The 24,593-nt window shown below is 38.9% G+C and carries 19 protein-coding genes and 1 tRNA gene; 5 read left to right on the top strand and 15 right to left on the bottom strand.

Annotation, left to right across the window (positions count from 1 at the left end; translation table 11 throughout):
* Both argB and argC read right to left on the bottom strand, forming a co-directional pair.
* Positions 1–768 (bottom strand): acetylglutamate kinase, encoded by a 768-nt coding sequence (gene argB, locus PX700_RS07895; protein ID WP_479520431.1) that lies wholly within the window; start codon positions 766–768, stop codon positions 1–3.
* Positions 769–1,779 carry an N-acetyl-gamma-glutamyl-phosphate reductase gene (argC, locus tag PX700_RS07890; protein ID WP_197179864.1) on the bottom strand — a complete coding sequence of 337 codons (1,011 nt, stop codon included), beginning with the start codon at positions 1,777–1,779 and terminating at the stop codon, positions 769–771. It lies immediately after the preceding gene.
* A 223-nt stretch (positions 1,780–2,002) separates the two neighbouring features.
* Between argC and argE the strand changes: the two genes are divergently transcribed.
* Positions 2,003–3,163, top strand: coding sequence for an acetylornithine deacetylase (argE, locus tag PX700_RS07885; RefSeq protein ID WP_479520430.1), 1,161 nt, complete (start codon positions 2,003–2,005; stop codon positions 3,161–3,163).
* A 68-nt stretch (positions 3,164–3,231) separates the two neighbouring features.
* Here the strand turns inward: argE and PX700_RS07880 are convergent, their stop codons facing one another.
* The gene (locus PX700_RS07880) at positions 3,232–4,164 is read right to left on the bottom strand and encodes a hypothetical protein (RefSeq protein ID WP_024598619.1); all 933 of its coding nucleotides are present in this window, start codon (positions 4,162–4,164) and stop codon (positions 3,232–3,234) included.
* Positions 4,165–4,239: 75 nt separating this feature from the next.
* Complete coding sequence (gene radA / locus PX700_RS07875) at positions 4,240–5,625, bottom strand: DNA repair protein RadA (RefSeq protein ID WP_479520429.1); 1,386 nt, start codon at positions 5,623–5,625, stop codon at positions 4,240–4,242.
* 362 nt (positions 5,626–5,987) lie between these two features.
* Here radA and PX700_RS07870 point away from each other — a divergent pair, with 362 nt between their 5' ends.
* Complete coding sequence (locus tag PX700_RS07870; protein ID WP_479520428.1) at positions 5,988–8,453, top strand: PilZ domain-containing protein; 2,466 nt, start codon at positions 5,988–5,990, stop codon at positions 8,451–8,453.
* Positions 8,454–8,473: 20 nt separating this feature from the next.
* Here the strand turns inward: PX700_RS07870 and serB are convergent, their stop codons facing one another.
* On the bottom strand, positions 8,474–9,502 hold the full coding sequence (gene serB / locus PX700_RS07865; protein ID WP_479520427.1) for a phosphoserine phosphatase SerB: 1,029 nt from the start codon (positions 9,500–9,502) through the stop codon (positions 8,474–8,476).
* 152 nt (positions 9,503–9,654) lie between these two features.
* Here serB and PX700_RS07860 point away from each other — a divergent pair, with 152 nt between their 5' ends.
* Entirely contained in the window at positions 9,655–10,275 is a 621-nt protein-coding gene (locus PX700_RS07860) for an AhpA/YtjB family protein (protein WP_479520426.1), read from the top strand.
* Here PX700_RS07860 and PX700_RS07855 read toward each other — a convergent pair.
* The 5 genes from PX700_RS07855 to PX700_RS07835 form a co-directional block, all read right to left on the bottom strand.
* Complete coding sequence (locus PX700_RS07855) at positions 10,242–11,009, bottom strand: TatD family hydrolase (protein ID WP_479520425.1); 768 nt, start codon at positions 11,007–11,009, stop codon at positions 10,242–10,244. The two genes, PX700_RS07860 and PX700_RS07855, sit on opposite strands and share 34 nt — an antisense overlap.
* Before the next feature lie 21 nt (positions 11,010–11,030).
* Positions 11,031–11,669 carry a pyridoxamine 5'-phosphate oxidase gene (gene pdxH, locus PX700_RS07850; protein WP_415636563.1) on the bottom strand — a complete coding sequence of 213 codons (639 nt, stop codon included), beginning with the start codon at positions 11,667–11,669 and terminating at the stop codon, positions 11,031–11,033.
* Between the two features lie 429 nt (positions 11,670–12,098).
* Positions 12,099–13,841: an arginine--tRNA ligase gene (gene argS / locus PX700_RS07845; protein WP_479520424.1), complete on the bottom strand. Its 1,743-nt coding sequence runs from the start codon at positions 13,839–13,841 to the stop codon at positions 12,099–12,101.
* 57 nt (positions 13,842–13,898) lie between these two features.
* A complete protein-coding gene (gene prfC / locus PX700_RS07840) occupies positions 13,899–15,488 on the bottom strand; it encodes a peptide chain release factor 3 (RefSeq protein ID WP_479520423.1) in 1,590 nt (529 codons plus the stop codon).
* Positions 15,489–15,903: 415 nt separating this feature from the next.
* A complete protein-coding gene (locus PX700_RS07835; protein WP_197179885.1) occupies positions 15,904–16,278 on the bottom strand; it encodes a Cif family virulence factor in 375 nt (124 codons plus the stop codon).
* Between the two features lie 102 nt (positions 16,279–16,380).
* Here PX700_RS07835 and PX700_RS07830 point away from each other — a divergent pair, with 102 nt between their 5' ends.
* Positions 16,381–17,268 (top strand): LysR family transcriptional regulator, encoded by an 888-nt coding sequence (locus PX700_RS07830; protein ID WP_479520422.1) that lies wholly within the window; start codon positions 16,381–16,383, stop codon positions 17,266–17,268.
* Between the two features lie 279 nt (positions 17,269–17,547).
* Positions 17,548–20,214: an ATP-binding protein gene (locus tag PX700_RS07825; protein WP_479520421.1), complete on the top strand. Its 2,667-nt coding sequence runs from the start codon at positions 17,548–17,550 to the stop codon at positions 20,212–20,214.
* 75 nt (positions 20,215–20,289) lie between these two features.
* Here the strand turns inward: PX700_RS07825 and rimI are convergent, their stop codons facing one another.
* From rimI to guaB, 5 genes are all read right to left on the bottom strand, one after another.
* Positions 20,290–20,757: a ribosomal protein S18-alanine N-acetyltransferase gene (rimI, locus tag PX700_RS07820; protein WP_415636788.1), complete on the bottom strand. Its 468-nt coding sequence runs from the start codon at positions 20,755–20,757 to the stop codon at positions 20,290–20,292.
* Positions 20,744–21,049 carry a hypothetical protein gene (locus tag PX700_RS07815; protein WP_415636568.1) on the bottom strand — a complete coding sequence of 102 codons (306 nt, stop codon included), beginning with the start codon at positions 21,047–21,049 and terminating at the stop codon, positions 20,744–20,746. Before PX700_RS07815 ends, rimI begins: the two co-directional genes overlap by 14 nt.
* 64 nt (positions 21,050–21,113) lie before the next feature.
* Positions 21,114–21,190 (bottom strand) — tRNA-Trp (locus PX700_RS07810).
* Positions 21,191–21,345: 155 nt separating this feature from the next.
* The gene (guaA, locus tag PX700_RS07805) at positions 21,346–22,923 is read right to left on the bottom strand and encodes a glutamine-hydrolyzing GMP synthase (RefSeq protein ID WP_165727593.1); all 1,578 of its coding nucleotides are present in this window, start codon (positions 22,921–22,923) and stop codon (positions 21,346–21,348) included.
* 102 nt (positions 22,924–23,025) lie between these two features.
* A complete protein-coding gene (gene guaB / locus PX700_RS07800) occupies positions 23,026–24,495 on the bottom strand; it encodes an IMP dehydrogenase (RefSeq protein ID WP_165727594.1) in 1,470 nt (489 codons plus the stop codon).
* Positions 24,496–24,593 lie beyond the last annotated feature (98 nt).

Here is a 24,593-nt window from a genome sequence, read left to right as displayed (position 1 = left end):
CTATGGTGTAATCTTTGTTCCGACATGCTCGCCTTGTAGCAGAGCCGTTAAATTTTCTGGCTTTTGCCAGCTGGAAATATACACACCGCGTCGTAAATGTTGGGCAGCGTGAAGGCTGGTCTTAACTTTGACCTCCATCCCGCCCACAATTACTCCATCTGTAATTAAAGTATCAATGTGTTTTGTGTCAAGTTGATGTAACGGTTGTTTATTTGCGTCAAGTACCGCTTCTACATCCGTCATGAAAATTAGTTCTGCATTTAAATTACTGGCAATAGCTGCCGCTGCTTCATCTGCATTTACGTTGTACCACACACCTTGTTCGTCAAAACCAATCGAGCTAACTATTGGTAAACGCCCAATTCTAAGTAAGTCGTTAATAATAGAATCGTCGTTACTTTTGCACTTACCTACTAGGCAAAGCGCTTTTAATTTTTGAGCTGCAGTAACACCTGCTTCAAAAAGGCTTAAGCCAACTGGTTTATGCCCTGCGCTTATAGCTTGAGTCATTAATTGTTTATTAGCGCAACCTGCAAGCGCACCCACTATATAAGGCATTTGCTCTGCAGGGCTAATACGTAAACCTTGGTGTTTAGCACTAGCAAAACCCGCTTGCTTTAGCCATGTATCTACTAAAGAACCACCACCGTGAACAATGACAAACTCATCATTTTTTTGCTCACTTAGCACATCAAATAATGCTTTTGCTGCATTTTCTGTATTAAGTACTGCCCCACCGAGTTTAATAACCCACGTTTTTTTACTCATTTAAAACGCTCCTTTTAAGCCGGTAGTGTGCTCTAAATTCATAGAAATATTAATACACTGCAAAGCCTGCCCAGCCGCGCCTTTTAATAAGTTATCAATGGCAGACATTACAATTAACTGTGTGCCTTGTTGTTGCCAACCAATATCAACAAATGGCTGCTTAGCTACACCTTTAATTGACGGTATTTTATCGCCTAGCAAACGAATTAATGGCTCGTTAGCAAGTACTTGATAAGCCGCTGTAACGTTTTCCTTGGTAACGCCTGGCTTAAGCTGTACATAAATAGTTTCTAAAATACCACGCGGGAAATTACCTAAATGCGGTGTAAATAAAACTTTGTGGCCAAGGTGTTGTTCAATTTCAGGACCGTGGCGGTGGTTAAACAAACCATAAGGAGTAAGCGATACCTCACAAAAATGTGTTCCTACACTCGCTTTTCGCCCGGCACCCGTAACACCCGATACTGCATTAATAATAATACTTTCGCTGCTCAATAAGCCTGCTTGTTTAAGCGGTTTAAGTGCGTTAAGCGCAGCAGTTGGGTAACAGCCTGCAACAGCAATTAGCTTTGCATTGGCGATAGCATCATGGTTCCACTCAGCTAGGCCGTAAGCGGCTTCATTTAAAAGCTCTGGATGTTGATGTTCAAAACCATAGTAAGTAACGTAGTCGTCATTGCTTGCTAGGCGATAGCCACCTGATAAATCAAATACCTTTTTACCCATAGCTAAAAATTGCGGCGCTAAATCAACACTTACTTTGTGATCGGTACATAAGCATACGTAATCAGCATCACTTTGAATGTCATCAAAAGCTGATACGCTAAGAGGAAGTAAAGGGCAGTCTAGTAAGCCAAGGTGCTCTGGATATAAATCACTTAGTAATTTATTTTTATCTAAGCTACCCTCAGATACATAACAGCCTGTTAAAGTTAAGTTTGGATGCTTAGCAACTAAACTTGCTAACTCTGCGCCGCTATAACCGCTTGCGCCAATAATCACTACATTCATTTGTTACTCGTTATCTTAAAATTAGTTACTACTTACTTATAATGTTCGCTTAAACTAGCTTAGATGCTAATTAAGTCTTTTTTATTAATGAATTTTGATTATCGTCGCATTATTTTCATAGCGTTACTTTAATATATTTATGCTTAAAAAGTGAATTGATATTCATCATAAATACTTTTATATTGTTATGCAATTAAATTGAATACTTATTTTGGATTTTTTTATGCCTTTACCTTCGTTTATTTCCATGTACCAACAATTGATTGCAGCCCCTTCTATTAGTGCTATTGAAGACAACCTGTGTATGAGCAATAAAAACGTAATCGAACTCCTAGCCAGTTGGTGCGAAACACTCGGTTTTACGTGTGAAATTATAGAATTAGAAGGAGGTAAAGGGCGCTATAATTTATTAGCAAAACGCGGAGAAGCTGATGGCGGACTAATGCTAGCTGGTCATACCGACACAGTGCCTTTTGATGACAGTCGTTGGAATCATAATCCGTTTAAACTTACCGAACTCGACAATAAATTGTATGGATTAGGAAGTATTGATATGAAAGGCTTTTTTGCCTTTGTATTGCAAGCGATCAGTGAACTTGATGAAAAGCAGCAAACTCAACCTATTTTAATACTCGCCACTGCTGACGAAGAAACAACAATGGCAGGTGCACAACAAATATGTAAACACCCCAATTTAAAACCTGCACGCTGTATAATAGGCGAACCTACTGATATGACTCCAGTATTTATGCACAAGGGCCATATGAGTACAGCAATAAGAGTAGTTGGTCGCTCAGGTCACAGCTCAGATCCCGAACGTGGTCTTAACGCCATTGAAGTAATGCATAAAGTGATTACAAAATTGATGATCTTAAAAGAACAATTAAAGCATAAGTATTCAATAAACCATTTCGAAATACCCTACCCAACATTAAACTTAGGTAATATTCATGGCGGCGATAACGCGAATAGAATTTGTGGTTGCTGTGAAATGCACATAGATATGCGCCCATTACCGGGTTTAAGCATTAAAGAGCTACAAGCATTAGTACACGATGCAACAAAAGAAATTAATGATCAATACCCTAACGCTGTGAGTGTTATTGATTTACACGAGCCCATTCCGGCATTTAGTGGCAGCACCGACAGTGCTTTAGTAAAAATGGCTGAAAAAATAGCGGGTCAAAAAGCGGTCGCGGTAAATTACTGTACTGAAGCGCCATTTATCCAGCAACTCGGTTGTGAAACGATTGTAATGGGCCCTGGCTCAATTAACCAAGCGCATCAACCTGACGAGTTTTTAGCAATGGAAAAAATAAAACCATCACAACAAATAATCACCGATATTATTAAAGCCAATTGCTTTAGTTATCAGAGTCACTAGCTGCTTATAACAACACAAATAATAAAGGCGCCAATTGGCGCCTTTATTATATGATTAAATACTGATATTTAATCACCTTTAACTTCTAAATTAATAAACTTAACTAGCTCTTCTGGTTGCCCTACTAGCATCATAACTTGTTGATTAATTTCCATCATGGTTTTACCTTCAGGTAACTTTGCAGATACACTAAATGAATTTAAACCTTTAGCAAAGCTAGTTAAAGCTGCGGCTATGTCTTCAGTAACAGGCGCTTGCTGCAACTGTTGCTCTAGTGTCATTTCCATCTGCTCAAGCGTCATACCTTGCTTTTCAAGCTCGCTTGATAATAAATCTTTTAGCTTACCTTGGTTATTTAAAACAAAGCTAACATTACGTGGCTCTAACTTACTCATTGCTTGCATAACAAGTGTTTGCTGCTGTAACTCTTGCTCGTAAGTAAGTGGCTGGTTACCCGCTTCTTGCTGTGCTTTACTAATCGCTAATGAAGCATCCATTAATGCTTTTGAATTAGCCAAGCCCATATCCATGTTAAAACTAACAATGTCTTTTGCATCAAGCTTAACGACTACATCACTATTGCCAGACTCTTCATCGTAATCAAGTGATGAATGTAAGTCGTAACTTGCCGACGCTAGCATTTCGTTTGTGTCAGCAGGTAATTTTGAAACAAAATCTTTGTCAAACTGAAAGCTTTTTACATCAAACGATGTATGTGGTGATATTTTATCTGGCTCATAACCAGTTATTTCAATGCTTTGAATATTTGCAACATTGTCACCCTCAGGGCTTATTACTTCCATGTTTGTTATTTCTACGCTTTTTGAAATAACACTTGCCGATAAACCAGCATATTTAAATGTAGCGCCAGTTTGCTCGCTTACTAGAGCAAGTTGCTTATCGACTTCTGCACGCACTTCTTGTGTAGCTACATAATTTGCATAGCTCACGCCACCAACGCCCGCAGCTACAATTGCTGCAACTATTACTAACTTTTTCATGTTATTTCCTTATTCTATTCTTTGTGTAAACCGAGTTTTCTTAAGAGTAACATTACATATTAACACCCGTAAGTGTTAATTAATTAAACTAAGTAACTCATGTACTGTTTTAACTGGCGTAATTTTAGCGCCAAGCCCTTCCATTGATTTATGATAATTACGAAATGGAATATATATTTCTGTAAAACCATGCTGAGCGGCTTCTTTAACACGTGGTACACCACTGTCGATTGGGCGTACATCGCCGTTTAAACTCAGCTCACCCATAATACAAGTGGTTCGCGGTACAACAAACTCATTTAAGCTGCTAAGTAGCGCGGTAACCAATGCTAAATCAATACACGTTTCTGTTTCATCAATTCTTAGGCCGCCAACAATATTAAAAAAAGTATCGTGAAATATTTTAATTTTAGTGTGTTTGCGTAATATACCGGTCAGCATTTTTATACGATTCATGTTTAAACCAACACAAACACGCTGCGGAAACTCAGCCTCGGTTTCGGTAGTTAAACATTGAATCTCAAGTAATAAATTACGGTTACCTTTACGAATACAGGTAATTGTAGAGCCTGGTGAATCAGTTGTAGACCCCGATAAGAATATTTCGCTCGGGTTATCAACACTTAACATCCCACGTTCGCACATTTTAAAAATACCAACTGTATCAATATCGCCAAAGCGGTTTTTATTTGCCCTAAGGGTACGAATTTGCCCATCGTTGGTATCTATATGTAGCAGTGCATCTACAATGTGTACCAATGTTTGCGGGCCCGCTATTTCGTTATTTTTATTTACGTGAGCAATAATGAACATGGTTACATCGTTTTGCTTACAATATTGAGTTAATGCTTGAGCGGCACTTTTTACTTGCGAAGGCGAGCCTGGGCTACCATTTGCCGTTTCGGTTACAACGGCTTGAATCGAGTCGATTACAGCAAACTTAATTTTATTCTTTTCGAGCTCTTCAATAATAGTCTCAACGCTCGTTTCTGAAAGTAAATAAAGCTCGTCAGGGTTATAGTTTAATTTTAAACGGTTAACCCTGTTTTTAAACTGCGATAAAGACTCCTCTGCCGTACAGTAAAGTGACGGCATACGTTGTGACATTCTTGCCACTAAGTCAGATAGCAAGGTTGTTTTACCCGCACCTGGGTCACCCGAAATTATATTAACAGAGCCGGTAGTTACACCGCCGCTTAGCACGCGGTCGAGCTCGCCTATTTCAGTTAGCTGTTTTTCAGCTTCTGATGTAGCAATATCATTGATTTTTTTAGAACCACCACCAGCACCGCCAGCATACCCGCCTACACTTGCTCGAACTGATGTTTTTTTACTTTGCCCTGCTGAAGGTTTAAATTCTGCTAATGTGTTCCACGCACCGCAGCGGCATTGACCCTGCCAACGTGGGTAGTTCATGCCACATTCGGTACACACAAACTCTATTTTTGCCGCTTTAGTCATTTATAACCTTATCTACGATTCTTTAATTTTAAAAACATTTACTGTTAATAACTTATTTTGCCACTTCAAACATTTATTTAGCAACAAACTCTTGCCTGCATAAAAATCTAGCAACATATCATTCGTATACAAATGCTGTTTTCTTTTTCCCTCTAATTTAGGGCATACTTATTGCTTTGAAGATAATTTAAAGTAATTTGCCAATAAAATGGCATATAACACATAATAGCAAAAGCTAAATAGCAATTACTCGACTAATCGTACTTATGTCAATAAAAAGGTACTGTTTATGTTTATTAATTCTCAGATAAATTAGCTTCTCAGTATACCTACTTTTCAATTAGACGGTGATGGCTTTATAAATGGCTGATGACATAATGCTCAAACACGAAGACCTCGTGAACGAGTTAAAAACATATTTAGGCAAGACTAAATTTGACCAGATTTTCAAATCAAAAACCGCTGGTTTAACTAAACCTGAGCAGTTTTTAATGAAAATGGAAATATCACGCTTATCTCAGCCAGTGGCACGCTTTATTGACTTACGTGGCGCGGTTAATGGGACTGTAAAACCCTACGAGCACAATGGTAAGCAACACTTCATGGATGATGCAGCTATTGAAGTATTTGAAAAGGCACTAAAGCAATATGGTGGATACACTTTGGCTGTTTACGAAGCCGTACTAAATACAAAAAACCATAACCGTAATATTCAAAGTAAAGAGCAGCAGCAAGCACAAGACAGCTTATTAAGTATCAATGTAGTAAAATTTGCCTCTTACGAAAGCCGTTGTGAAGAACGGATGAATTACTCAATAAAAGTAACAATTGAGTATAATGATAAAAAAGATATATCCGCAAGTACCTCAGATATTTCTTTAAGCGGCTGTAAAGTAAAGCTAGCTAAAGAGCATATTATAAAAAAAGGTCAACTTATAGCAATGCGTCTAGTTGGTCTTGAACAAGATTTTGAATTAGGTTTAAAAAATGGAATTCAGTATGAAATTGTTGCTATTGAGAACAGATCACCTGAATTTAACCATGTTAGATTAAAGCGTACCTATATAGAAAAAAATGATGTATTCGATAACTTTTTAAACAGTTTTATCAATGGCAATAAACGCCGTTATAAAGTAAATCTAGATAACACACTAGATGCTGTGGTTTCTAAAGGTTACGAACAGTTTTATATTCCACGCGTAACATCGCTATATGTCTTTTTAAGTGAAAAAGATGAACAACTTTATCCTAGCCTTAATTTAACCACGGAAAACAACATTTTTATTCAACGCTACTTTACTGATGAAAGAAATGTGTCACGTTTATACAGCGTGCTAAACCACAAGCGTGTTAAAAAAATACTTGCTCAGCCTACGGCTATAAAAGAAGATTACCTTTATACATTTACCCATACTGTACATGGGAAAATTTATTATTACTCAGCGACCCGTAATGAGCTTAATAATAATGCTGAGTTAAAAAAATTATTTTTAGGCCTAGGAAGCCAAAAAGAAAATTGGCAGTGCTTTAAAATTCAAATTATGCCAAGTCACCCTGCTGATGCATATATTCCTTTATCACTGCCCGATAGCGTAAACGCAAACATTGCAAAACTAAATAGCCCCCCGATCCCACGCGTTGGAGGTCTTATAAAAAACGTTAAATATTTAGTTATTTTAACAAATATTGGTAATACTGTTGAAAAACAAAATTATCAAAGAACCGATTATGATAAGTCACTCGTTAACCAACTAAAGTTATTTGGCCATACAAAACACAAAGATCCTCCACATTTAGATACAGTCGCCCTTGAGTATATAAACTTACGCTCACAAAAACGCTACCTTCACCGAACGCCTGTAGTAATGAGTATTAATGGAGTGACTATTCTCGGTCATACTCGAGATTTTTCAGTAATGGGTTTGCATTTAGAGTGCGAAAAATCTACCACATTTAGTAAAGGTGATATTGCGTTAATCTCATTTCCTGAACTACAAAAAATAACAAAAAGCTACAATCTAAAAGAGTTAAAATACGAAGTTATGGCCGTTGGGAAAACGCTCGTCACATTAAATTTAAAAGTAAATCAGGAAGAAAACGCCGAGCATATTGGGGTTGACTTTTTCACACAACTAATTGAAAAAAATAAAGGTAAGTTAAAGTCATCTGAAGAAGAACCTAAGTTTGAAGGGATCTCTACAGCTTTAAGAAATATGGTGACAAAAAGCATTTGCCAATTTCCTTTGTATCTAAATAAAGAAGCTGCTCATTTTAAGGTTGGTGCTGTAGGTTTTGGCTTATACGCAAGTCCACTCCATACAATTTTGCAAAATTTTGGCTTACTAAACAATAAAACAGACTTATCAAGTATATTAAGTAAAGAAGACATTATTAACGTTATTACCCCCAATATAAAAGATCGCAGTCGAAAAGATCCACCTTTACCATTCACCCTTATTCTTAACTTCAACCCTCGCATAGGCAACATTGAAGATGCAATTACAAGCCAATGTATATTCGGTGAAGATTACCAAAAAGGCTTTATACAGATAAAAAATGGTATAAAGTCTGAACTTATTTTCGTTATGCGTTTGTTTATGTCGCGCACAGGTCGCCCCGATACTGACTATCTTTCAAATGAGCTAAAATACGTAAGCCAATATGCAATGCATAAAGCAAAAGATTTAGAAGAGGCATTATGGGCAGTTGCGGGCGTGGGTGACATAGTAGATATAACAGAAGAAGCTTTAAGCCATTTAGAACTTGAAAAAGAGCAAGTTGAACAAATGGGCCGCCGTAAACTAATCTGGTTAAACCGCTTGCGCTAAGCGGTTTAACTCTATTTGTATTATGGTGTTGGCTCTTTTACTAACGGAATAGCCAGCATGTACAATAATTGCAATAGTGACCCCTCACAAATAGCGGCTTGCGCTTGCTCAACTACTTTTGGCTTACCATGTACAGCAACTCCAAGACCAGCTTGAGCCATCATTACTAAATCGTTTGCGCCATCACCTATAGCTACTGTTTGTGTTTTTTCAAGTCCTAGCTTTTGCTGAAGTGACTCTAAAAAAACCGCTTTTTGCTGCGCATCTACAATTGTACCCAGTACCTTACCTGTTAACTTATCGTCTTGAAATTCTAGTACATTAGCGTGCACCTCATCTAAATTAATAAGCACTTGAACGCGCTCTGCAAAAGGTACAAAACCACCCGATGCAATTGCTAAATACCAATTATGTTGCTTTAAAATTTGGCACAGTGCTTTAATACCAGGCATTAAAGGCAATACACCTTTTAGCTCTTCAATTAAGCTTTTTTCAATACCCGCAAGCTTGGCTACGCGCTGATTTAAACTCTCGCTAAAATCAAGTTTACCCGCCATTGCAAGTGCGGTTACAGAAGCAACTTCATCGTATACATCCGCAAGACGCGCTATTTCATCAATGCATTCAATCGTAATCGCGGTTGAATCCATGTCCATAACCAATAAACCAGGCTCATATAAATTAGGCGGTGTAGCAACTTGCACTAATTGGCAATCAAGCGTATTTGAAAACTCTTGTAACACGAGCGGGTTTATAGCTTGATCGCAGTTTTGCGCGTAAAAACATAGTGCTGGAGCTAACCCTAAATCTGGTTGGTATTGGCACATGGCAGTTACTGTTTGGTTATGCATCGCTAAAAAGTCGATGATATTGATAATATGTTTTTCTTCAAAATCACCTGCAAACGCGATGCTAAATAACCCCAATGCTTTGTTTGGGATATGATCGAGAGGGGTAAATACACCTCCACTATAACTAAACCATGTATTTAGAGTTAAGCGTTGTAATGGTTGCTCAGCAGTTGGCTGTGCCATGTTGATTTGCGACATGGGATCTCCGTGTTTGTTTTTATTTTCCTGATTGTTGGCATATCAAAATGGGTATTCTTAACACTAAATTCGCCATCAGGTGGGGTTTAAGGTTATAGTTAATGTAGTTGTAACATCAAATCAAAATGCTGTCAGCAGCATAAACGGTGACTATGAAAAATAACCATATTAAAAACCCTATATCCGCATCTCAAAGAAAGCGACTCATTCGCTTAGTACTTGCGGCTGGCTGTTTTGTATTATTAAGCTGGGTAGGTGTTAATAGTAGTTTTCAGAGTCATCAGTTACTTTATGATAGTGCAGACAACACCGCAAAAAGCCTCACTCAATTTATGGCTTTGAATGTAAAAACGCCGCTTATTGAAAAAAACAAACCACAACTCAATGCCATTTGTAATGACATAAGCAAAGATGAGTTTGTGCTTTCGGCGACTATTTACGATCAACAGGGTATTTTATTAGCCAGTAGCGATAATTGGCAGTCGCACCATGTTTATGGTCAGCTTTCTGACTCTACGCCAGGGATAAGCAAGTTAAAAACGCCTTTTATGGAGCCGGTAATAAGCGACGATGACCGCCCTATTGGCTTTGTTTCCGTGACTTATTTAACTCGCGCCGCGATAGCTAAAAGCCATAACCATTTTCATGATTTAGGTAGGCAGGTTTTATTAATGCTAGTGATTGCCTGTATTTTTACGTGGCAATTAGGCCGAGGGTTAAAACGCTGGCAGGTAAATCGCTATATGCAAAAAACATCTGAGCAAGAATCATAAAGCTGTTTGGCAAGTACATCTCTATCACTGTATGGTTTTAAATCACATAACGCGTTAAAAACATTAGGTATATGCAATGGCGTGTTAGCCTCCCCTTGGTAGCCACTTAACGGCATTGAAGGTGAGTCGGTTTCAAGCACTAAGTGCTCTGGCTCAATAGCAGCAATAACAGCACGGGTTTTAGCTGCACGTTCATAGGTAATAACACCACCTACGCCAAGCTTAAAGCCCTGTTTGATATAACACTTTGCTTGTTGGATTGAACCTGAAAATGCATGAATCACTCCCCCATTTTTTGGCTTACAACGTTTAAACGATTGCGAAATTAAATCATGGCTTTGTCTGTGATGCACAATGAGCGGTAAATTAAGCTCATTAGAAAGCGCTATTTGCTGTTCAAATAAATACGTTTGTTTAGGAAGGTTTTCAATACTTCGATCAAGCCCGCATTCTCCAATAGCTACCAACTGATGTTTATTTGTAGTTGCGAACTCAAAAAGCGCTTCCATGTGCGATTCTTCATGTTGATCTAAAAAGTAAGGATGCAGCCCTGCGGCTATTTTTATACTTGGGTAGGTTTTTTTAAGCTCAATGAGGGCATGCGATTGAGCAAGCGTAATACCAGGCACAACAAACTGATTAACTCCCTTTGCTACACACTCGTTTATGAGAGATTCACGATTTGAATCAAACTCACTAAAGTCGAGGTGGCAATGAGAGTCAATAAATTGCACGGTTACTTACTCATCTATTTATTAAGGATTTAAGCGTGTAATTTGCCAGCTGTTATCCGCTTGGCGCTGATACATAAAGCGGTCGTGCAGGCGATGTGCTCCGCCTTGCCAAAACTCAATTTTAGTAGGTACAACACAATACCCCCCCCAAAAATCAGGAAGTGGAATTTCACCTTTAGCAAACTTGTTTTTCATATTGGCAAAGGTTTCCATCAACACTTTACGCGATGATATAGGACGACTTTGCGCTGATGCCCACGCTGCTAATTGGCTTTCTTTAGGGCGCGATAAAAAGTACTTTGCCACAGCAGAGGTAGGTAATGGTTTAGCCTCGCCATACACAATAACTTGGCGCTCCATGTGATGCCACGGAAAGTGCAAAGAAATTTTGTTATTGCCTTTAAGCTCTTGGGCTTTACGCGAGCCTGTATTGGTAAAAAACACAAAACCATCATCATCCAAATGCTTTAAAAGCACAATACGTTGTGAAGGCTGACCGCTTTCATCAACAGTTGCTACAACCATTGCTGTTGGATCGGGTAACTGGCTTGCTACAGCATGCTCAAGCCAAGTTTCAAACTGCTTAAACGGATCATCTTGCAAGTTATCTTCGCTTAGTGCGTCTTGCAGGTATTCACGACGGATATCTTCGAGTTTCATAACAAGTCCTTTAAATAAAGCCTAGAAAAGAGCTTTGAGTAGCGAGCTTAAAACATTAGATGTTGAGTAATAACAAATATTAAGATTCAGGTATATCAATAGCAAGAAGCATAGAGTCTCAAGTGTATCGTTGGGTTTCGTTTCACTCAACCCAACCTACAATGTAAAACATTACATCTGCAAGTGTAGGAGTGCTAGCAAGGCGGTAGAACTATTTATGCCAAGGAGCATACATTTAGTATGTGACTTAGGCTAAATAGTTTTACCAACGCAGCTAAAGCGAACTACACAACTCAGATATCTGCAAGTGTAGAAGTGCTGACAAGGCGGAGTGCTTTTTTATGCCAAGGAGCATACGCTCTTGTATGTGACTTAGGCTAAAAAAGCACGACAACGCAATCAAAGCGAACTACACGCAGCAGACGGTGATTACATTTGCTCCATGACTTCAATGCCTAGTAAATCCAATCCCGTTTCTAATGTTTTAGAAACCAAATTACACAACACTAAACGGCTATCACGTACGCTTGGCTCTACGCCTTCTTTAAGTACTGGGCAGGCTTCGTAAAATGTCATGTATAAACTTGCTAGCTCATATAAGTAACCACATAATACGTGCGGTGTTGCTTCATTGATCATTAAATCAAGTACTTCTTCAAGCTGTAGTAGCTTAAGTGCGAGTGCTTTTTCTTGGGGTTCAATAATTGCTACGTCTGAATTTAACGTAGCAGCATCAACACCTGATTTACGGAAAATACTGCGAACGCGCGTATAAGCATATTGTAAGTAAGGGGCTGTTGCGCCTTCAAAGCTTAACATGCTGTCCCAGTTAAATATGTAATCGCTGGTACGGTGCTTAGAAAGGTCAGCGTATTTAACTGCGCCAATACCTACTTTACGGGCAATTTCGCTGCGCTCGCTATCACTTAAATCAGACTCGCGTTCAGCTAATTTAGTTGCTGCGCGGTTAATTGACTCTTCTAATAAGTCAGCAAGTTTTACGGTGCCGCCAGTACGTGTTTTAAATGGTTTGTTATCGGCGCCCATCATGGTGCCAAACGGGCAAAACTCGTAGCTTGTTTCGTCTCGTAATAAACCAGCTTTACGCGCTGTTAGCTCTACTTGAGTAAAATGTAGGTTTTGACGCGCATCAACAAAAATTAAGATACGATCAGCACCTAATTTATTTGAACGATAATCACATGCAGCTAAATCGGTTGTTGCATATAAAAAGCCACCGCCAGATTTTTGCACAATAAACGCTGAAGGCTCGCCATCTTTATTAGCTAGCTCATCTAAAAATACAACTTGTGCGCCTTGCGACTCTACTGCAATATTTTTATCCTTAAGTAGGCTAATAATATCGTTAAGTTCTGCGTTGTATGCGCTTTCAGCCATAATATCGGCTTGGGTAAGCGTTACATTTAAACGTTTGTATACTTCTTCAGAGTGCTTAACTGAGGTGGCTATAAATAGTTTCCAAAGTTTTTCACAGTGTGCGTCGCCGCCTTGTAGTTTAACAACGTAATTACGGGCTTTATCTGCAAAGCCTTCTTCGTCATCAAAACGTTTTTTAGCATCGCGGTAAAAGGTTTCTAAATCAGCAAGTGCTACAGTATCTAAGTCAACACCTTGGCTAATTTGATCCTCTAAATGCGCGATTAACATACCAAATTGCGTGCCCCAATCACCCATGTGATTTTGGCGAACTACCGTGTCACCTCTAAATTCAAGCGCACGTACAATTGAGTCACCAATAATGGTTGAACGTAAATGGCCTACGTGCATTTCTTTAGCAAGATTTGGCGATGAATAATCAACAACTACTTTTTGCGGGTTAGCATGCTCGTTTACAGCAAGTTTTGCATCGCTATTAGCTGCTTTAACGCTTTGCGCTAAAAACTCTGGCTTTAAGTGAATATTAATAAAACCAGGGCCTGCGATTTCAGTTTTTTCTGCGATATCCCTTACATCAAGGTTATCTATAATTTTTTGCGCAAGCTCTCGTGGGTTGCTTTTCATTTTTTTAGCTGCGCCCATTGCTGCATTAATTTGGTAATCACCAAACTGTGGGCGTGTGCTTTGCGTTACTGCTGGGTTTGTGTCTTCAGGTAAGCCTGCGCCAGCCATAGCTGCAATAGCTTTTTCAATTAAAATAGTACGAATATTCATGTTTTTACCTTTATAAGCCCACCAAAGCAGGCTTTCTTTTAATTCTTTGAATGAGTTCTAGTTTTCGCGTGTATGGTTAAACGTTACTTCTGGGTAGCGCTCTACCGATAAGTTAAGGTTTACACGGCTCGGCGCTATGTAAGTTAAGTTATCGCCACCATCAAGTGCTAAATTGCTTTCGCACTTACGTTTAAATTCTTCAAACTTTTTAACATCGCTGCTTTCTACCCAGCGTGCTGTATTTACGTTTATACCTTCGTAAATAGCATCTACGTTATATTCAGCTTTTAAACGTGCTACAACCACATCAAACTGAAGTACACCTACTGCGCCCACAATTAAATCGTTGTTTATAAGCGGTCTAAATACCTGCACAGCACCCTCTTCAGAAAGCTGTACTAAGCCTTTTAATAATTGCTTTTGCTTAAGCGGATCGCGAAGACGAATACGGCGGAACAACTCAGGGGCAAAGTTTGGAATACCACTAAATTTAAGTTTTTCGCCTTGTGTGAACGTATCACCAATTTGAATGGTACCGTGGTTATGCAAACCAATAATATCGCCAGCGTAAGCATCTTCTGCACGCTCACGATCGCCCGCCATAAAGGTTACCGCATCAGAAATACTTACTTGTTTGCCAATTCGCACATGGTTCATCTTCATGCCTTGGCTGTACTTACCCGATACAATACGCATAAATGCAATACGGTCTCGGTGTTTAGGGTCCATGTTGGCCTGAATTTTAAATACAAAACCAGTAAAGTTTTCTTCTGTTGCAACAATAAGTCTGTCTTCGGTTTCACGAGGCAGTGGCGTTGGTGCCCATTTAGTTAAACCATCTAAAACATGGTCAACACCAAAGTTGCCCAGTGCGGTACCGTAATAAACAGGCGAAAGCTCACCAGCTAAAAACAGATCTAAATCAAATTCGTTTGATGCGCCAATAACAAGTTCAAGTTCATCGCGTAATTGCGCAGCTAAATCTTCGCCAATAGCAATATCTAACTCTGGATTATCAAGCCCTTTAATGGTACGAACTTCTTGAATTTTATGACCCTGACCTGTTTTGTATAAAACAGCTTCGTCATTATGAATGTGATAAACACCTTTAAACTCTTTACCACAGCCAATTGGCCACGTGATAGGTGCACAGGCAATATTAAGCTCTGTTTCAACTTCGTCCAATACTTCCATTGGGTCGCGAATATCACGGTCACACTTATTCATAAACGTAACAATAGGTGTAGTACGTAGGCGTGTAACTTCCATAAGCTTACGCGTACGATCCTCTACACCTTTTGCCGCATCAATAACCATTAAGCACGAATCTACCGCTGTTAATGTGCGGTAAGTATCTTCGGAGAAGTCTTCGTGTCCTGGCGTATCAAGTAAATTAACAAGCGCATTGTTATACGGAAACTGCATTACCGAGGTAGTAACTGATATACCACGCTCTTTTTCCATTTCCATCCAGTCAGATTTTGCATGCTGGTTAGAGCCACGACCTTTTACAGTACCGGCTCTTTGAATAGCTTGTCCGAACAACAATACTTTTTCGGTGATAGTTGTTTTACCAGCATCCGGGTGAGAGATGATAGCAAAAGTCCTTCGCTTGCTGATTTCATTGATAATAGTTTGGTCTGCCATTAATAAATTCTTTTAGTTTGATGCGGGGTTGAATGCATTTAAATAAGCGCTTGCGAGTAAACCCGTAATGTTGATCGTAATTAGCTACTATTTACGCTGATTTTAACGTTATAAACAGCTGATAATAAAACGCCAATAGCTAATTTTTTAATAATGGCAATTGTAACAGGAGTCGGTATAAAAGTGTGCTATCTAACTTAAAAATATCTTAGCTTTGTAATGAAGAGATATGAAGAGAAATATTTGAAATATGGTCAGCAATTAAATTACAGACCATTTTATAATTGCTTAAGCGATGATTCGTTGCTTTTTAAGCTTATTTTCACCGAGGAATTTATATAAGTATTTTATTTCAAAACCTTAGATAAATTAGACTTACCAGTTAGCACGTACTCGACTCTAAACTAATAATTACTTAGCGCTCACCTAACACTTCAAAATCGTCACTTTTTAACTTTGCTTTTCCATCGGCTGCAACAACCCAATGCTCGCGATGAACAACACCGTGTGCTTGATTCATTGTCCATTTGGCTGATAAAACATAACCATCATCACCAAGCTTTTCCCATGTTACATCAGTGTATTGCACATTTTTAAAGCCTTGATCCATGATCCCTTGCCAAAAGCTTTCTATCGCAGCCTCTCCATTAAACACACCAAATGGGCGTGCATGCATTTCACAATCAGAAAAATACTGTTGCGCGCAGCCTTTTGCATCTTGGCTATTAAATGCATGCTGCCAATCCGCTATCCCTTGTTTGCATTTTTGAAGTACTAATTCGCTATTCATAGATCACCTGTAGTTAATAAATTACGCTTATATTAGTCATATCTTTTAATACTAAAAACAAAGATAATAAAAAATATAGTTTAGAAAAACAGAACAATAAACATGAGTAAATTTAAACAAATGTCGGTGTTTGCAAATATTATTGAGGCAGGTTCTATATCCGCCGCAGCTGATAAAATTAATGTTTCTAAATCGGTAGTAAGCCAGCATTTAAAAGCGCTAGAACTAGAGCTTGGGGTAACCCTTTTAAAACGCACAACGCGTAGGCAAGCATTAACGCCAACCGGCGAGCTGTTTTACATACAATGTAAAGAATTAAATAATATCGCGACTACGGCATGGGATACCGTAAAAACTCAACAAGCAGAGCCTACTGGTAATATAAAGATAACCGCCCCGAATGCATTAATGGAAACGCTTATTACCCCTGTTATTGCTAACTTAATGACTCAATACCCCAAATTAACGCCAGAGCTTGTAAGTGCCGATCAGCATATAGATTTTTTAGATCATAATATTGATCTCGCAATTCGAGTAGGTCCCTCAAAAGACAGCGCCCTAAAACAAAAGCGCATAGGTAGCTTTACCGACAGGCTGTGTATAAAAACGGGAATAACTAAAAACCCTAAACAACTAGAGTCTGAAATATTAAATAAAACACCTTACATCGCTAACACTTGGCAAGGGTTAAATATAGATCACACTTTTAAAAATGAACATGGGAAAGCACTTCACCTCAGTACCCAAGCTCGCTGCCTTGCAAACTCGTTCCATAGTTGTTTATCGCTTATAAAAGCAGGTGCTGGAATGGGTCTGGTACCTGATTTTTACTTAAACTTGGTAAAGCCTTCACTTGAGGTAATTAACCCCGATTACTCACTTAGTAGTAAAAGTATTTATGCATTAACGCCCTACACGCGCAACATACCAATCTCTGTAAAAATATGCATTGATGAAATAGCAAAGCACTTAAACAAACTTACAACTTAGTTTAATAAGCGTTACAGCACTTTTTTAAATATATTAAGCATAAAAAATCACTTTTATATGTATAAATATTGTAAATTTCACTCAAGTACTAAAATACTATTTTAAAAACACATAACTTATTAAATTTAAATAACTTAACTATACAAATAAGCAGCTATTTTTAGCCAAATACCACACAATTAGTGGTTACATTTCAGCCATCAAGACCGCTATAAGCTTGTTTAATAAAGTCGTAACGCATATTATTGATAGATTGCATGGAGGATAAGTAGTTTGGTCATGAAAACCAGTAAGTTAAGTATTAGATTATTATGGTATATAACACCCCTTGTTATTCTACCGTTGCTATTTTTAGGCGGCTTTACGCTCACCAATGTAACTAATTCAACACAAAAACAAGCTGATTTAATAATGAGCCGTTTTGTTGAACAGCAACAGCAGAAAATATTTAACTACATCGACTCTTTTCACTCTACTGCAAAGCTACTTTCAACATCTCCGGTACTTAGCGACTTTTTAACAAACGATATTCGTGCAAACGGTAACTACACGCGAAAACTTGGCGCACTTATGGATGTATTTGCCAGCTATAGTGAAGCCTACCCGGATATAATTAGTATTAACTTAGTCTCAGCTAGTGGGAAAAGCGATGCCTACTACTCTAACAATTTAACTACAGCACCTAAAAGCTACCCATTTTTTAATCAAATATTGCAAAGTAATTTAAGTAAACAGCAGTTTATGATTCAAAAAGATGATGGCACTACGAGTTTATATTTTATTCAACGAATTTATAGCGTTGATTACTACTTAAAACGACCACAGCAGCTTGGGTTTATTGTAATGCATGTAGAGCCTTCAATACTTAACTCCAGTATTTTAGAAGCCCCGTATAACAACACACTTAATTTAATGCTGACCAAAGACGGTAAGATTTTATTTAGCTCTGACTACAACATGCGTGGCCAATACATAAGCGAGTACGAACTTAATCAAGTTCACGACCTCGCTGATATCGGTATGCTTTCGACTATTGAGCTCTCAAGCATAGATAAAATTGAGCGTATGATTTTTGCAGTACAAATGCCCGGGGGATATTATTACGTATCGACCATTCCCAAAGGGGTGCTTTATCAATCAGGTAAAGCCATAAGTTTAATAACAGGCTTAATCGTTATTATTTCGGTGATCACTCTGCCTATATTAATTTTTGTAGTGGTACGTAATTTATTACTTAACCCAATTGAGTTACTAGGTGCTGCGAGTCATCGTGTGGGTGACGGTGATTTATCGGTGCACTTACCAGCTCATACAAATGATGAAGTAGGTGTTTTATTTAACGACTTTAACCACATGGTTAATCAAATAAGGCACTACCAACGACAGCTTGAAGAATACAAACACCATCTTGAAGATAAAGTAGAAAGCCGTACCCAAGCACTTGAAGCTATGAACAGCCAACTTGAGTTAGCTATTGGCCAAGCTGAGCAAGCTAATCAGCTTAAGAGTCGTTTTTTAGCTAACATGAGTCACGAAATACGCACGCCGCTCACGGCTATTATGGGCTTTACAGAGCAGTTGTTACACAACGATAAAGTAACAAACGATAAGCAACACCTAAGCACTATTTTACGTAATTCAAAACACTTACTAGAGCTAATAAATAACATACTCGATTTATCAAAAATCGAAGCTGAAAAGCTAGCGGTTGATTTGTCAGCGTTAAACGTAGTGCAGCTTGTGCACGACATTGAATCAATTATTCAACCACTGGCACAAGAAAAACAATTAACCTTTAATATAGACTATCAACTGCCGTTACCTCGCACCATTTATAGTGATGTGACCCGCTTAAAACAAATACTTATAAACATTGCTAATAACGCGGTTAAATTTACCGAAAATGGCAGCGTATCTATTTGTGTACATTATTTACAAGCGAGTCAAAAACTTGAGTTTGTAATCAAAGATACCGGTATTGGTATGTCTGAGCATCAAATAGAACGTGTATTTAAACCATTTGAACAAGCAGATGCCACAACCACACGTCGTTTTGGTGGTACAGGTCTTGGGTTGTGTATTTCTAAAAACTTAGCACTGTTACTTGGTGGCGATGTAACTCTTGAAAGTGAAGTGGGTGTTGGTAGCCGCGTTACAATTAGGGTGGCATGTCAGTTATCAGATGATCAACCAATGCTTGAGTTTTTAACACAAGAAAGTCAGTTAATACCAGAAAAAGACCCTCTCTTATCGTTTGCGACCAATAGCTTTGACGCCAATATATTAGTGGCTGAGGACAACCCAGATAACCAACTATTAATTAAATTACTACTGCAAACCTGGGGCCTTGAACCCGATATTGCTAACAATGGCGCACAAGCCGTAGAAATGGCGCTCGTAAACGACTACCAGCTTATTATTATGGATATGCAAATGCCTGTAATGGGCGGCTTAGAAGCGACTAAAATGCTACGCCATGCAGCATACGATGGCCCTATTATTGCCCTTACTGCCAATGTAATGAACCATGACATAGGCACCTACCTAGAAGCGGGTTGTGATAAAGCACTGGCTAAACCCATTGATAAAGATGCACTCGAAAAAGTACTTGTAAGCTATTTACATCTTGAAAAAGACAATCAAAATAAATGGGATAGCTTATTAAAGAGCGAGAAGTTTCAGCAAATAGCTGATAACTATTTAGCGAACTTACCTACATATTTAGAAGACGTTAAAGCTCTGCAACACTCTGATGACTGGGAAGCACTAAGAAGTATAGCGCACAGTGTTAAAGGAAGTTCTGGATGCTTTAACTTTGATGAAATTTACCATAGCGCAGCAGCACTTGAAGAGAACTTAAAAAGTAACAATAAAGTACCAAGAGACGAGCTGGTAAATGATTTAATAGCAGCCATTGAGCAAGCAATTAGCGACAAGGAATCCTAAAAAACAAACTAGCAAAGCGGTACAAATGCAGTGTTTTAGCGGCTCTGTGCTTTAAATACTAATTATCGGCTTTAATTATGAAAAGTTTAAACCTAACGCCATACCCATTAAAATGGCGTCTTCAAAGCCATTTTTAGCAGGGTTATCACTTGGGTAGTAGTTTTTACGCACTGACATCTCAGTAAAACCTGCGTTCTCGTACAGCGCAATAGCACGCGTATTTGATTCGCGTACTTCTAAAAATAGGTTTTCTGCATCTTGCTGCTCACCGTATTCAATAAACTGAGCTAACAACTGCCTTGCAATGCCTTTACCCTGATGACTTGGTGTTACACAAATATCCATAAGTGTAAAATCAGGCCCTGCTTTTTCACCAATATAAAAACCAATCATGTTAGCCTCATCAAATGCGGCAACATTAAAATAGCGCCCGCCTATGCATGAACTCATTGTATTTAAAGTCCACGGATGGCTATGACACGCTGTTTCGACGGCCATTAATTGAGGTATTGCAGTTTCATCTACTGATTTAAAGTTTATCAAGGTGTTCACTCATTAAAGCCCATAAAGCACGCTTCTCAGAGGCGTTGAGCTGTGGGGATGGCAATGTAAGCTTATTGTCGTTTAATTGCATCTCACTGCCCTGTACAACGCTATTTATAATAATAGGCTCTGCACTGAGTTTAATGTCTGCAAGTAATTGCTCATTGAGCGTTAAAGGACTAGCTATCGTACTTTGTGATAAAGTATTAGCTTGATCATTTATTTCTGGACAATAATGCTGATTGAGTTCAAGATTTTCTATATCAAAAATAGCTGCGTAACGTGGATGCATAACAACTCAGTAGATTAGACATTTGAACAATATAAGAAGTAATAAAAACGATGTAAAGAAGAAATGGCAGGGGCGGAGAGATTCGAACTCCCAACCATCGGTTTTGGAGACCGCTGTTCTACCAATTGGAACTACGCCCCTGCAATGACGACGAATTATAGAGAAGTTTCGCCAAAGGTAAAGAGAAAAATCACTCTTTTAGTTCAACTGCTTTTTAAATAAACAAAACGGCGAATTAGCATGCTAATTCGCCGTTTTTTAATCACTTAAAATTAGTTAATTAAAACTAAAATTAATTATTCCCATTCGATAGTTGCAGGTGGCTTACCTGAAATATCGTAAACAACACGAGAAATACCATCTATTTCGTTAATGATACGGTTTGAAACCACACCTAAAAACTCATAAGGTAAATGTGACCAGCGCGCAGTCATAAAGTCGATTGTTTCAACACAACGAAGTGATACAACCCAATCATACTTACGTGCATCGCCCATAACCCCTACCGATTTAACCGGTAAGAATACAGTAAACGCTTGGCTTACTTTATGGTAAAGCTCAGCTTTGTGAAGCTCTTCGATGAAAATCGCATCAGCGCGGCGTAATAAATCACAGTATTCTTTTTTGATTTCGCCAAGTACACGCACACCTAGGCCTGGTCCAGGGAAAGGATGACGATAAAGCATGTCGTACGGTAAACCTAGCTCTAGGCCAATTTTACGTACTTCGTCTTTAAATAACTCACGTAATGGCTCAACAAGACCCATTTTCATGTCATCAGGTAACCCGCCCACATTGTGGTGAGATTTAATAACATGCGCTTTACCAGTTGCAGATGCCGCTGATTCAATTACGTCTGGGTAGATTGTACCTTGCGCTAACCATTTTGCATTTTTAAGCTTTTTAGCTTGTTCATCAAATACATTAATAAATGTGTGGCCAATGGCTTTACGCTTATCTTCTGGGTCTGACTTACCTGCAAGGTCATTTAAAAACTGCTCTTCAGCTTCAACTTTAACAATGTTTAAACCAAATTTATTACCAAACATGTCCATTACTTGCTGGCCTTCGTTTAAACGAAGTAAACCATTATCAACAAATACACATGTTAGCCTTTCGCCAATTGCACGGTGAATAAGCATAGCCACTACCGATGAATCAACACCGCCAGAAAGACCTAAAATAACTTCGTCATCGCCAACGGTTTCTTTAATACGCTCGATAGCATCATCGATAATTTTTGCTGCAGTCCACAATTTTTCACAGCCACAAATATCAATAGCAAAACGCTCTAATAAGCGCTGACCTTGATGCGTGTGCGTTACTTCTGGGTGAAACTGTACGCCATAAAAACGTTTTTCTTCGTTAGACATTGCAGCATGTGGGCAAGTAGATGTTTTAGCTGTTGTTGCAAAACCAGCTGGAATATCCATTACTTTGTCGCCATGACTCATCCATACGTCGAGTATGCCGTTGCCACCATCGGTAATATGATCTTCAATTGCATCAAACAATGCACAATTACCTACTTTTTCAACTTGTGCGTAACCAAACTCTTTTTTATCAGAGCTGTGTACACTACCACCTAGTTGAGCAGCCATTGTTTGCATGCCATAACAAATGCCTAACACAGGCACGCCTGCATTAAATACGTACTCTGGAGCGCGCGGGCTGTTTTCAAGTGTTGTTGATTCTGGGCCACCAGAAAGAATAATACCTTGTGGGTTGAACTCGCGGATTTGCTCTTCAGTCACATCCCATGCCCATAGCTCACAGTAAACACCAATTTCGCGGATACGGCGCGCGATTAATTGCGTGTATTGTGAACCAAAGTCTAAAATGAGAATTCGTGAATCGTGAATATCTTTGCTCATGGAGTATCTCGTAAAGTCTGATGCTAAATGTCATTTGTTAATGTAAACGACTAAAAAGAGGGCTTGCAAAGCAAGCCCAGTATATTAAATTAATTACGCTGCTTAACCTAAGCGGTAATTTGGTGCTTCTTTAGTGATTTGCACATCGTGTACGTGCGATTCACCCATACCCGCTGAAGTAACGCGTACAAATTGTGGTTTTGTATTTAGCTCTTCAATTGTGGCACAACCCGTTAAACCCATAGCACTACGCAGGCCACCTACTTGCTGATGAATAATCGTTGCAATTGGACCTTTGTAAGCTACGCGACCTTCAATACCTTCAGGTACTAACTTGTCTGCTTCGTTTGATTTTTGGAAGTAACGATCTGATGAACCTTCTTTTTGATCCATCGCGCCCAATGAGCCCATACCACGGTAAGACTTGTAGTAACGACCTTGGTATAATTCAACTTCACCTGGTGCTTCTTCTGTACCAGCGAGAAGAGAACCCACCATTACACACGATGCACCAGCAACAAGTGCCTTAACAATATCGCCAGAAAAACGAATGCCGCCATCAGCAATTACAGGAATGTCGCGACCTTTTAAGCCTTCAACAGCATCTGAAATAGCGGTAATTTGTGGAACGCCACAACCGGTAACAATACGTGTAGTACAGATAGAACCTGGGCCTATACCTACTTTAACTGCGTCGGCGCCAGCGTCTGCAAGTGCAATCGCACCTTCTGCTGTAGCTATGTTACCGGCAATAATTTGTAAGTCTGGGTACTCTTTGCGAGTTTTAGTAACACGGTCAATAACACCTTGAGAATGACCATGCGATGTATCGATAAGTAAAACATCAATACCCGCTTCTACTAATGCAGCAATACGCTCATCAGTACCAGCACCAACACTTACAGCAGCACCTACACGTAAACGACCTTGGTCGTCTTTACATGCGTCTGGTTTGTCTTGGGCTTTTTGGTAATCTTTTACTGTGATCATGCCTTTAAGTTTAAAAGCGTCATCAACAACAAGGATTTTTTCAATGCGGTGTTCGTGCATTAAGCCTAAAATTTCTTCGCGAGCTGCGCCTTCTTTAACGGTAACAAGCTTTTCTTTTTTAGTCATAACGGTAGAAACAGGCTGTTCAAGCTTAGTTTCAAAACGCATGTCACGGCTAGTTACAATACCAACAAGTACATTGTCGCTATCGGTAACTGGAAAGCCTGAAAAACCTTTTTCGTGTGAAAGCTCAATTGCGTCTGCTATTGTCAAATCGGCAGTCACCGTTACAGGGTATGAAACAATACCTGCTTCGTAGGTTTTAACTTTACGTACGTTTTTCGCTTGTTCTTCAATAGTCATGTTTTTATGAATAAAACCAAGACCACCTTCTTGCGCAAGGGCAATAGCTAAACGAGCTTCTGTAACAGTATCCATAGATGCTGAAATAAGCGGCAAGTTAAGTTTGATACCACGCGTTAAGCGAGTTGAAATATTTGCCGTGTGTGGCAAAACAGTAGAATGACCAGGTACTAAAAGTACGTCATCAAAGGTAAGAGCTTCTTTAGCGATTCTAAGCATTTTGGCAACTTCTCACATGTGGATCTAAGATAAGGAATTGCGGCCAAATTTTAACAGCGTTGTTGCCATGAGTAAATAATATTTAGCAAATATTTATG

Source organism: Pseudoalteromonas sp. TP27 (assembly GCF_056470645.1).
The sequence above is the reverse complement of the archived record's forward strand: the minus strand, read 5'-3'. Positions and strand labels throughout refer to the sequence as shown.

Bases quoted from the DNA above. Each gene is read 5' to 3' on its own strand.
- argB (WP_479520431.1), bottom strand. From the start codon at position 768: ATGAGTAAAAAAACGTGGGTTATTAAACTCGGTGGGGCAGTACTTAAT.
- argC (WP_197179864.1), bottom strand. From the start codon at position 1,779: ATGAATGTAGTGATTATTGGCGCAAGCGGTTATAGCGGCGCAGAGTTA.
- argE (WP_479520430.1), top strand. From the start codon at position 2,003: ATGCCTTTACCTTCGTTTATTTCCATGTACCAACAATTGATTGCAGCC.
- PX700_RS07880 (WP_024598619.1), bottom strand. From the start codon at position 4,164: ATGAAAAAGTTAGTAATAGTTGCAGCAATTGTAGCTGCGGGCGTTGGT.
- radA (WP_479520429.1), bottom strand. From the start codon at position 5,625: ATGACTAAAGCGGCAAAAATAGAGTTTGTGTGTACCGAATGTGGCATG.
- PX700_RS07870 (WP_479520428.1), top strand. From the start codon at position 5,988: ATGGCTGATGACATAATGCTCAAACACGAAGACCTCGTGAACGAGTTA.
- serB (WP_479520427.1), bottom strand. From the start codon at position 9,502: ATGTCGCAAATCAACATGGCACAGCCAACTGCTGAGCAACCATTACAA.
- PX700_RS07860 (WP_479520426.1), top strand. From the start codon at position 9,655: ATGAAAAATAACCATATTAAAAACCCTATATCCGCATCTCAAAGAAAG.
- pdxH (WP_415636563.1), bottom strand. From the start codon at position 11,669: ATGAAACTCGAAGATATCCGTCGTGAATACCTGCAAGACGCACTAAGC.
- argS (WP_479520424.1), bottom strand. From the start codon at position 13,841: ATGAATATTCGTACTATTTTAATTGAAAAAGCTATTGCAGCTATGGCT.
- prfC (WP_479520423.1), bottom strand. From the start codon at position 15,488: ATGGCAGACCAAACTATTATCAATGAAATCAGCAAGCGAAGGACTTTT.
- PX700_RS07835 (WP_197179885.1), bottom strand. From the start codon at position 16,278: ATGAATAGCGAATTAGTACTTCAAAAATGCAAACAAGGGATAGCGGAT.
- PX700_RS07830 (WP_479520422.1), top strand. From the start codon at position 16,381: ATGAGTAAATTTAAACAAATGTCGGTGTTTGCAAATATTATTGAGGCA.
- PX700_RS07825 (WP_479520421.1), top strand. From the start codon at position 17,548: ATGAAAACCAGTAAGTTAAGTATTAGATTATTATGGTATATAACACCC.
- PX700_RS07815 (WP_415636568.1), bottom strand. From the start codon at position 21,049: ATGCATCCACGTTACGCAGCTATTTTTGATATAGAAAATCTTGAACTC.
- guaA (WP_165727593.1), bottom strand. From the start codon at position 22,923: ATGAGCAAAGATATTCACGATTCACGAATTCTCATTTTAGACTTTGGT.
- guaB (WP_165727594.1), bottom strand. From the start codon at position 24,495: ATGCTTAGAATCGCTAAAGAAGCTCTTACCTTTGATGACGTACTTTTA.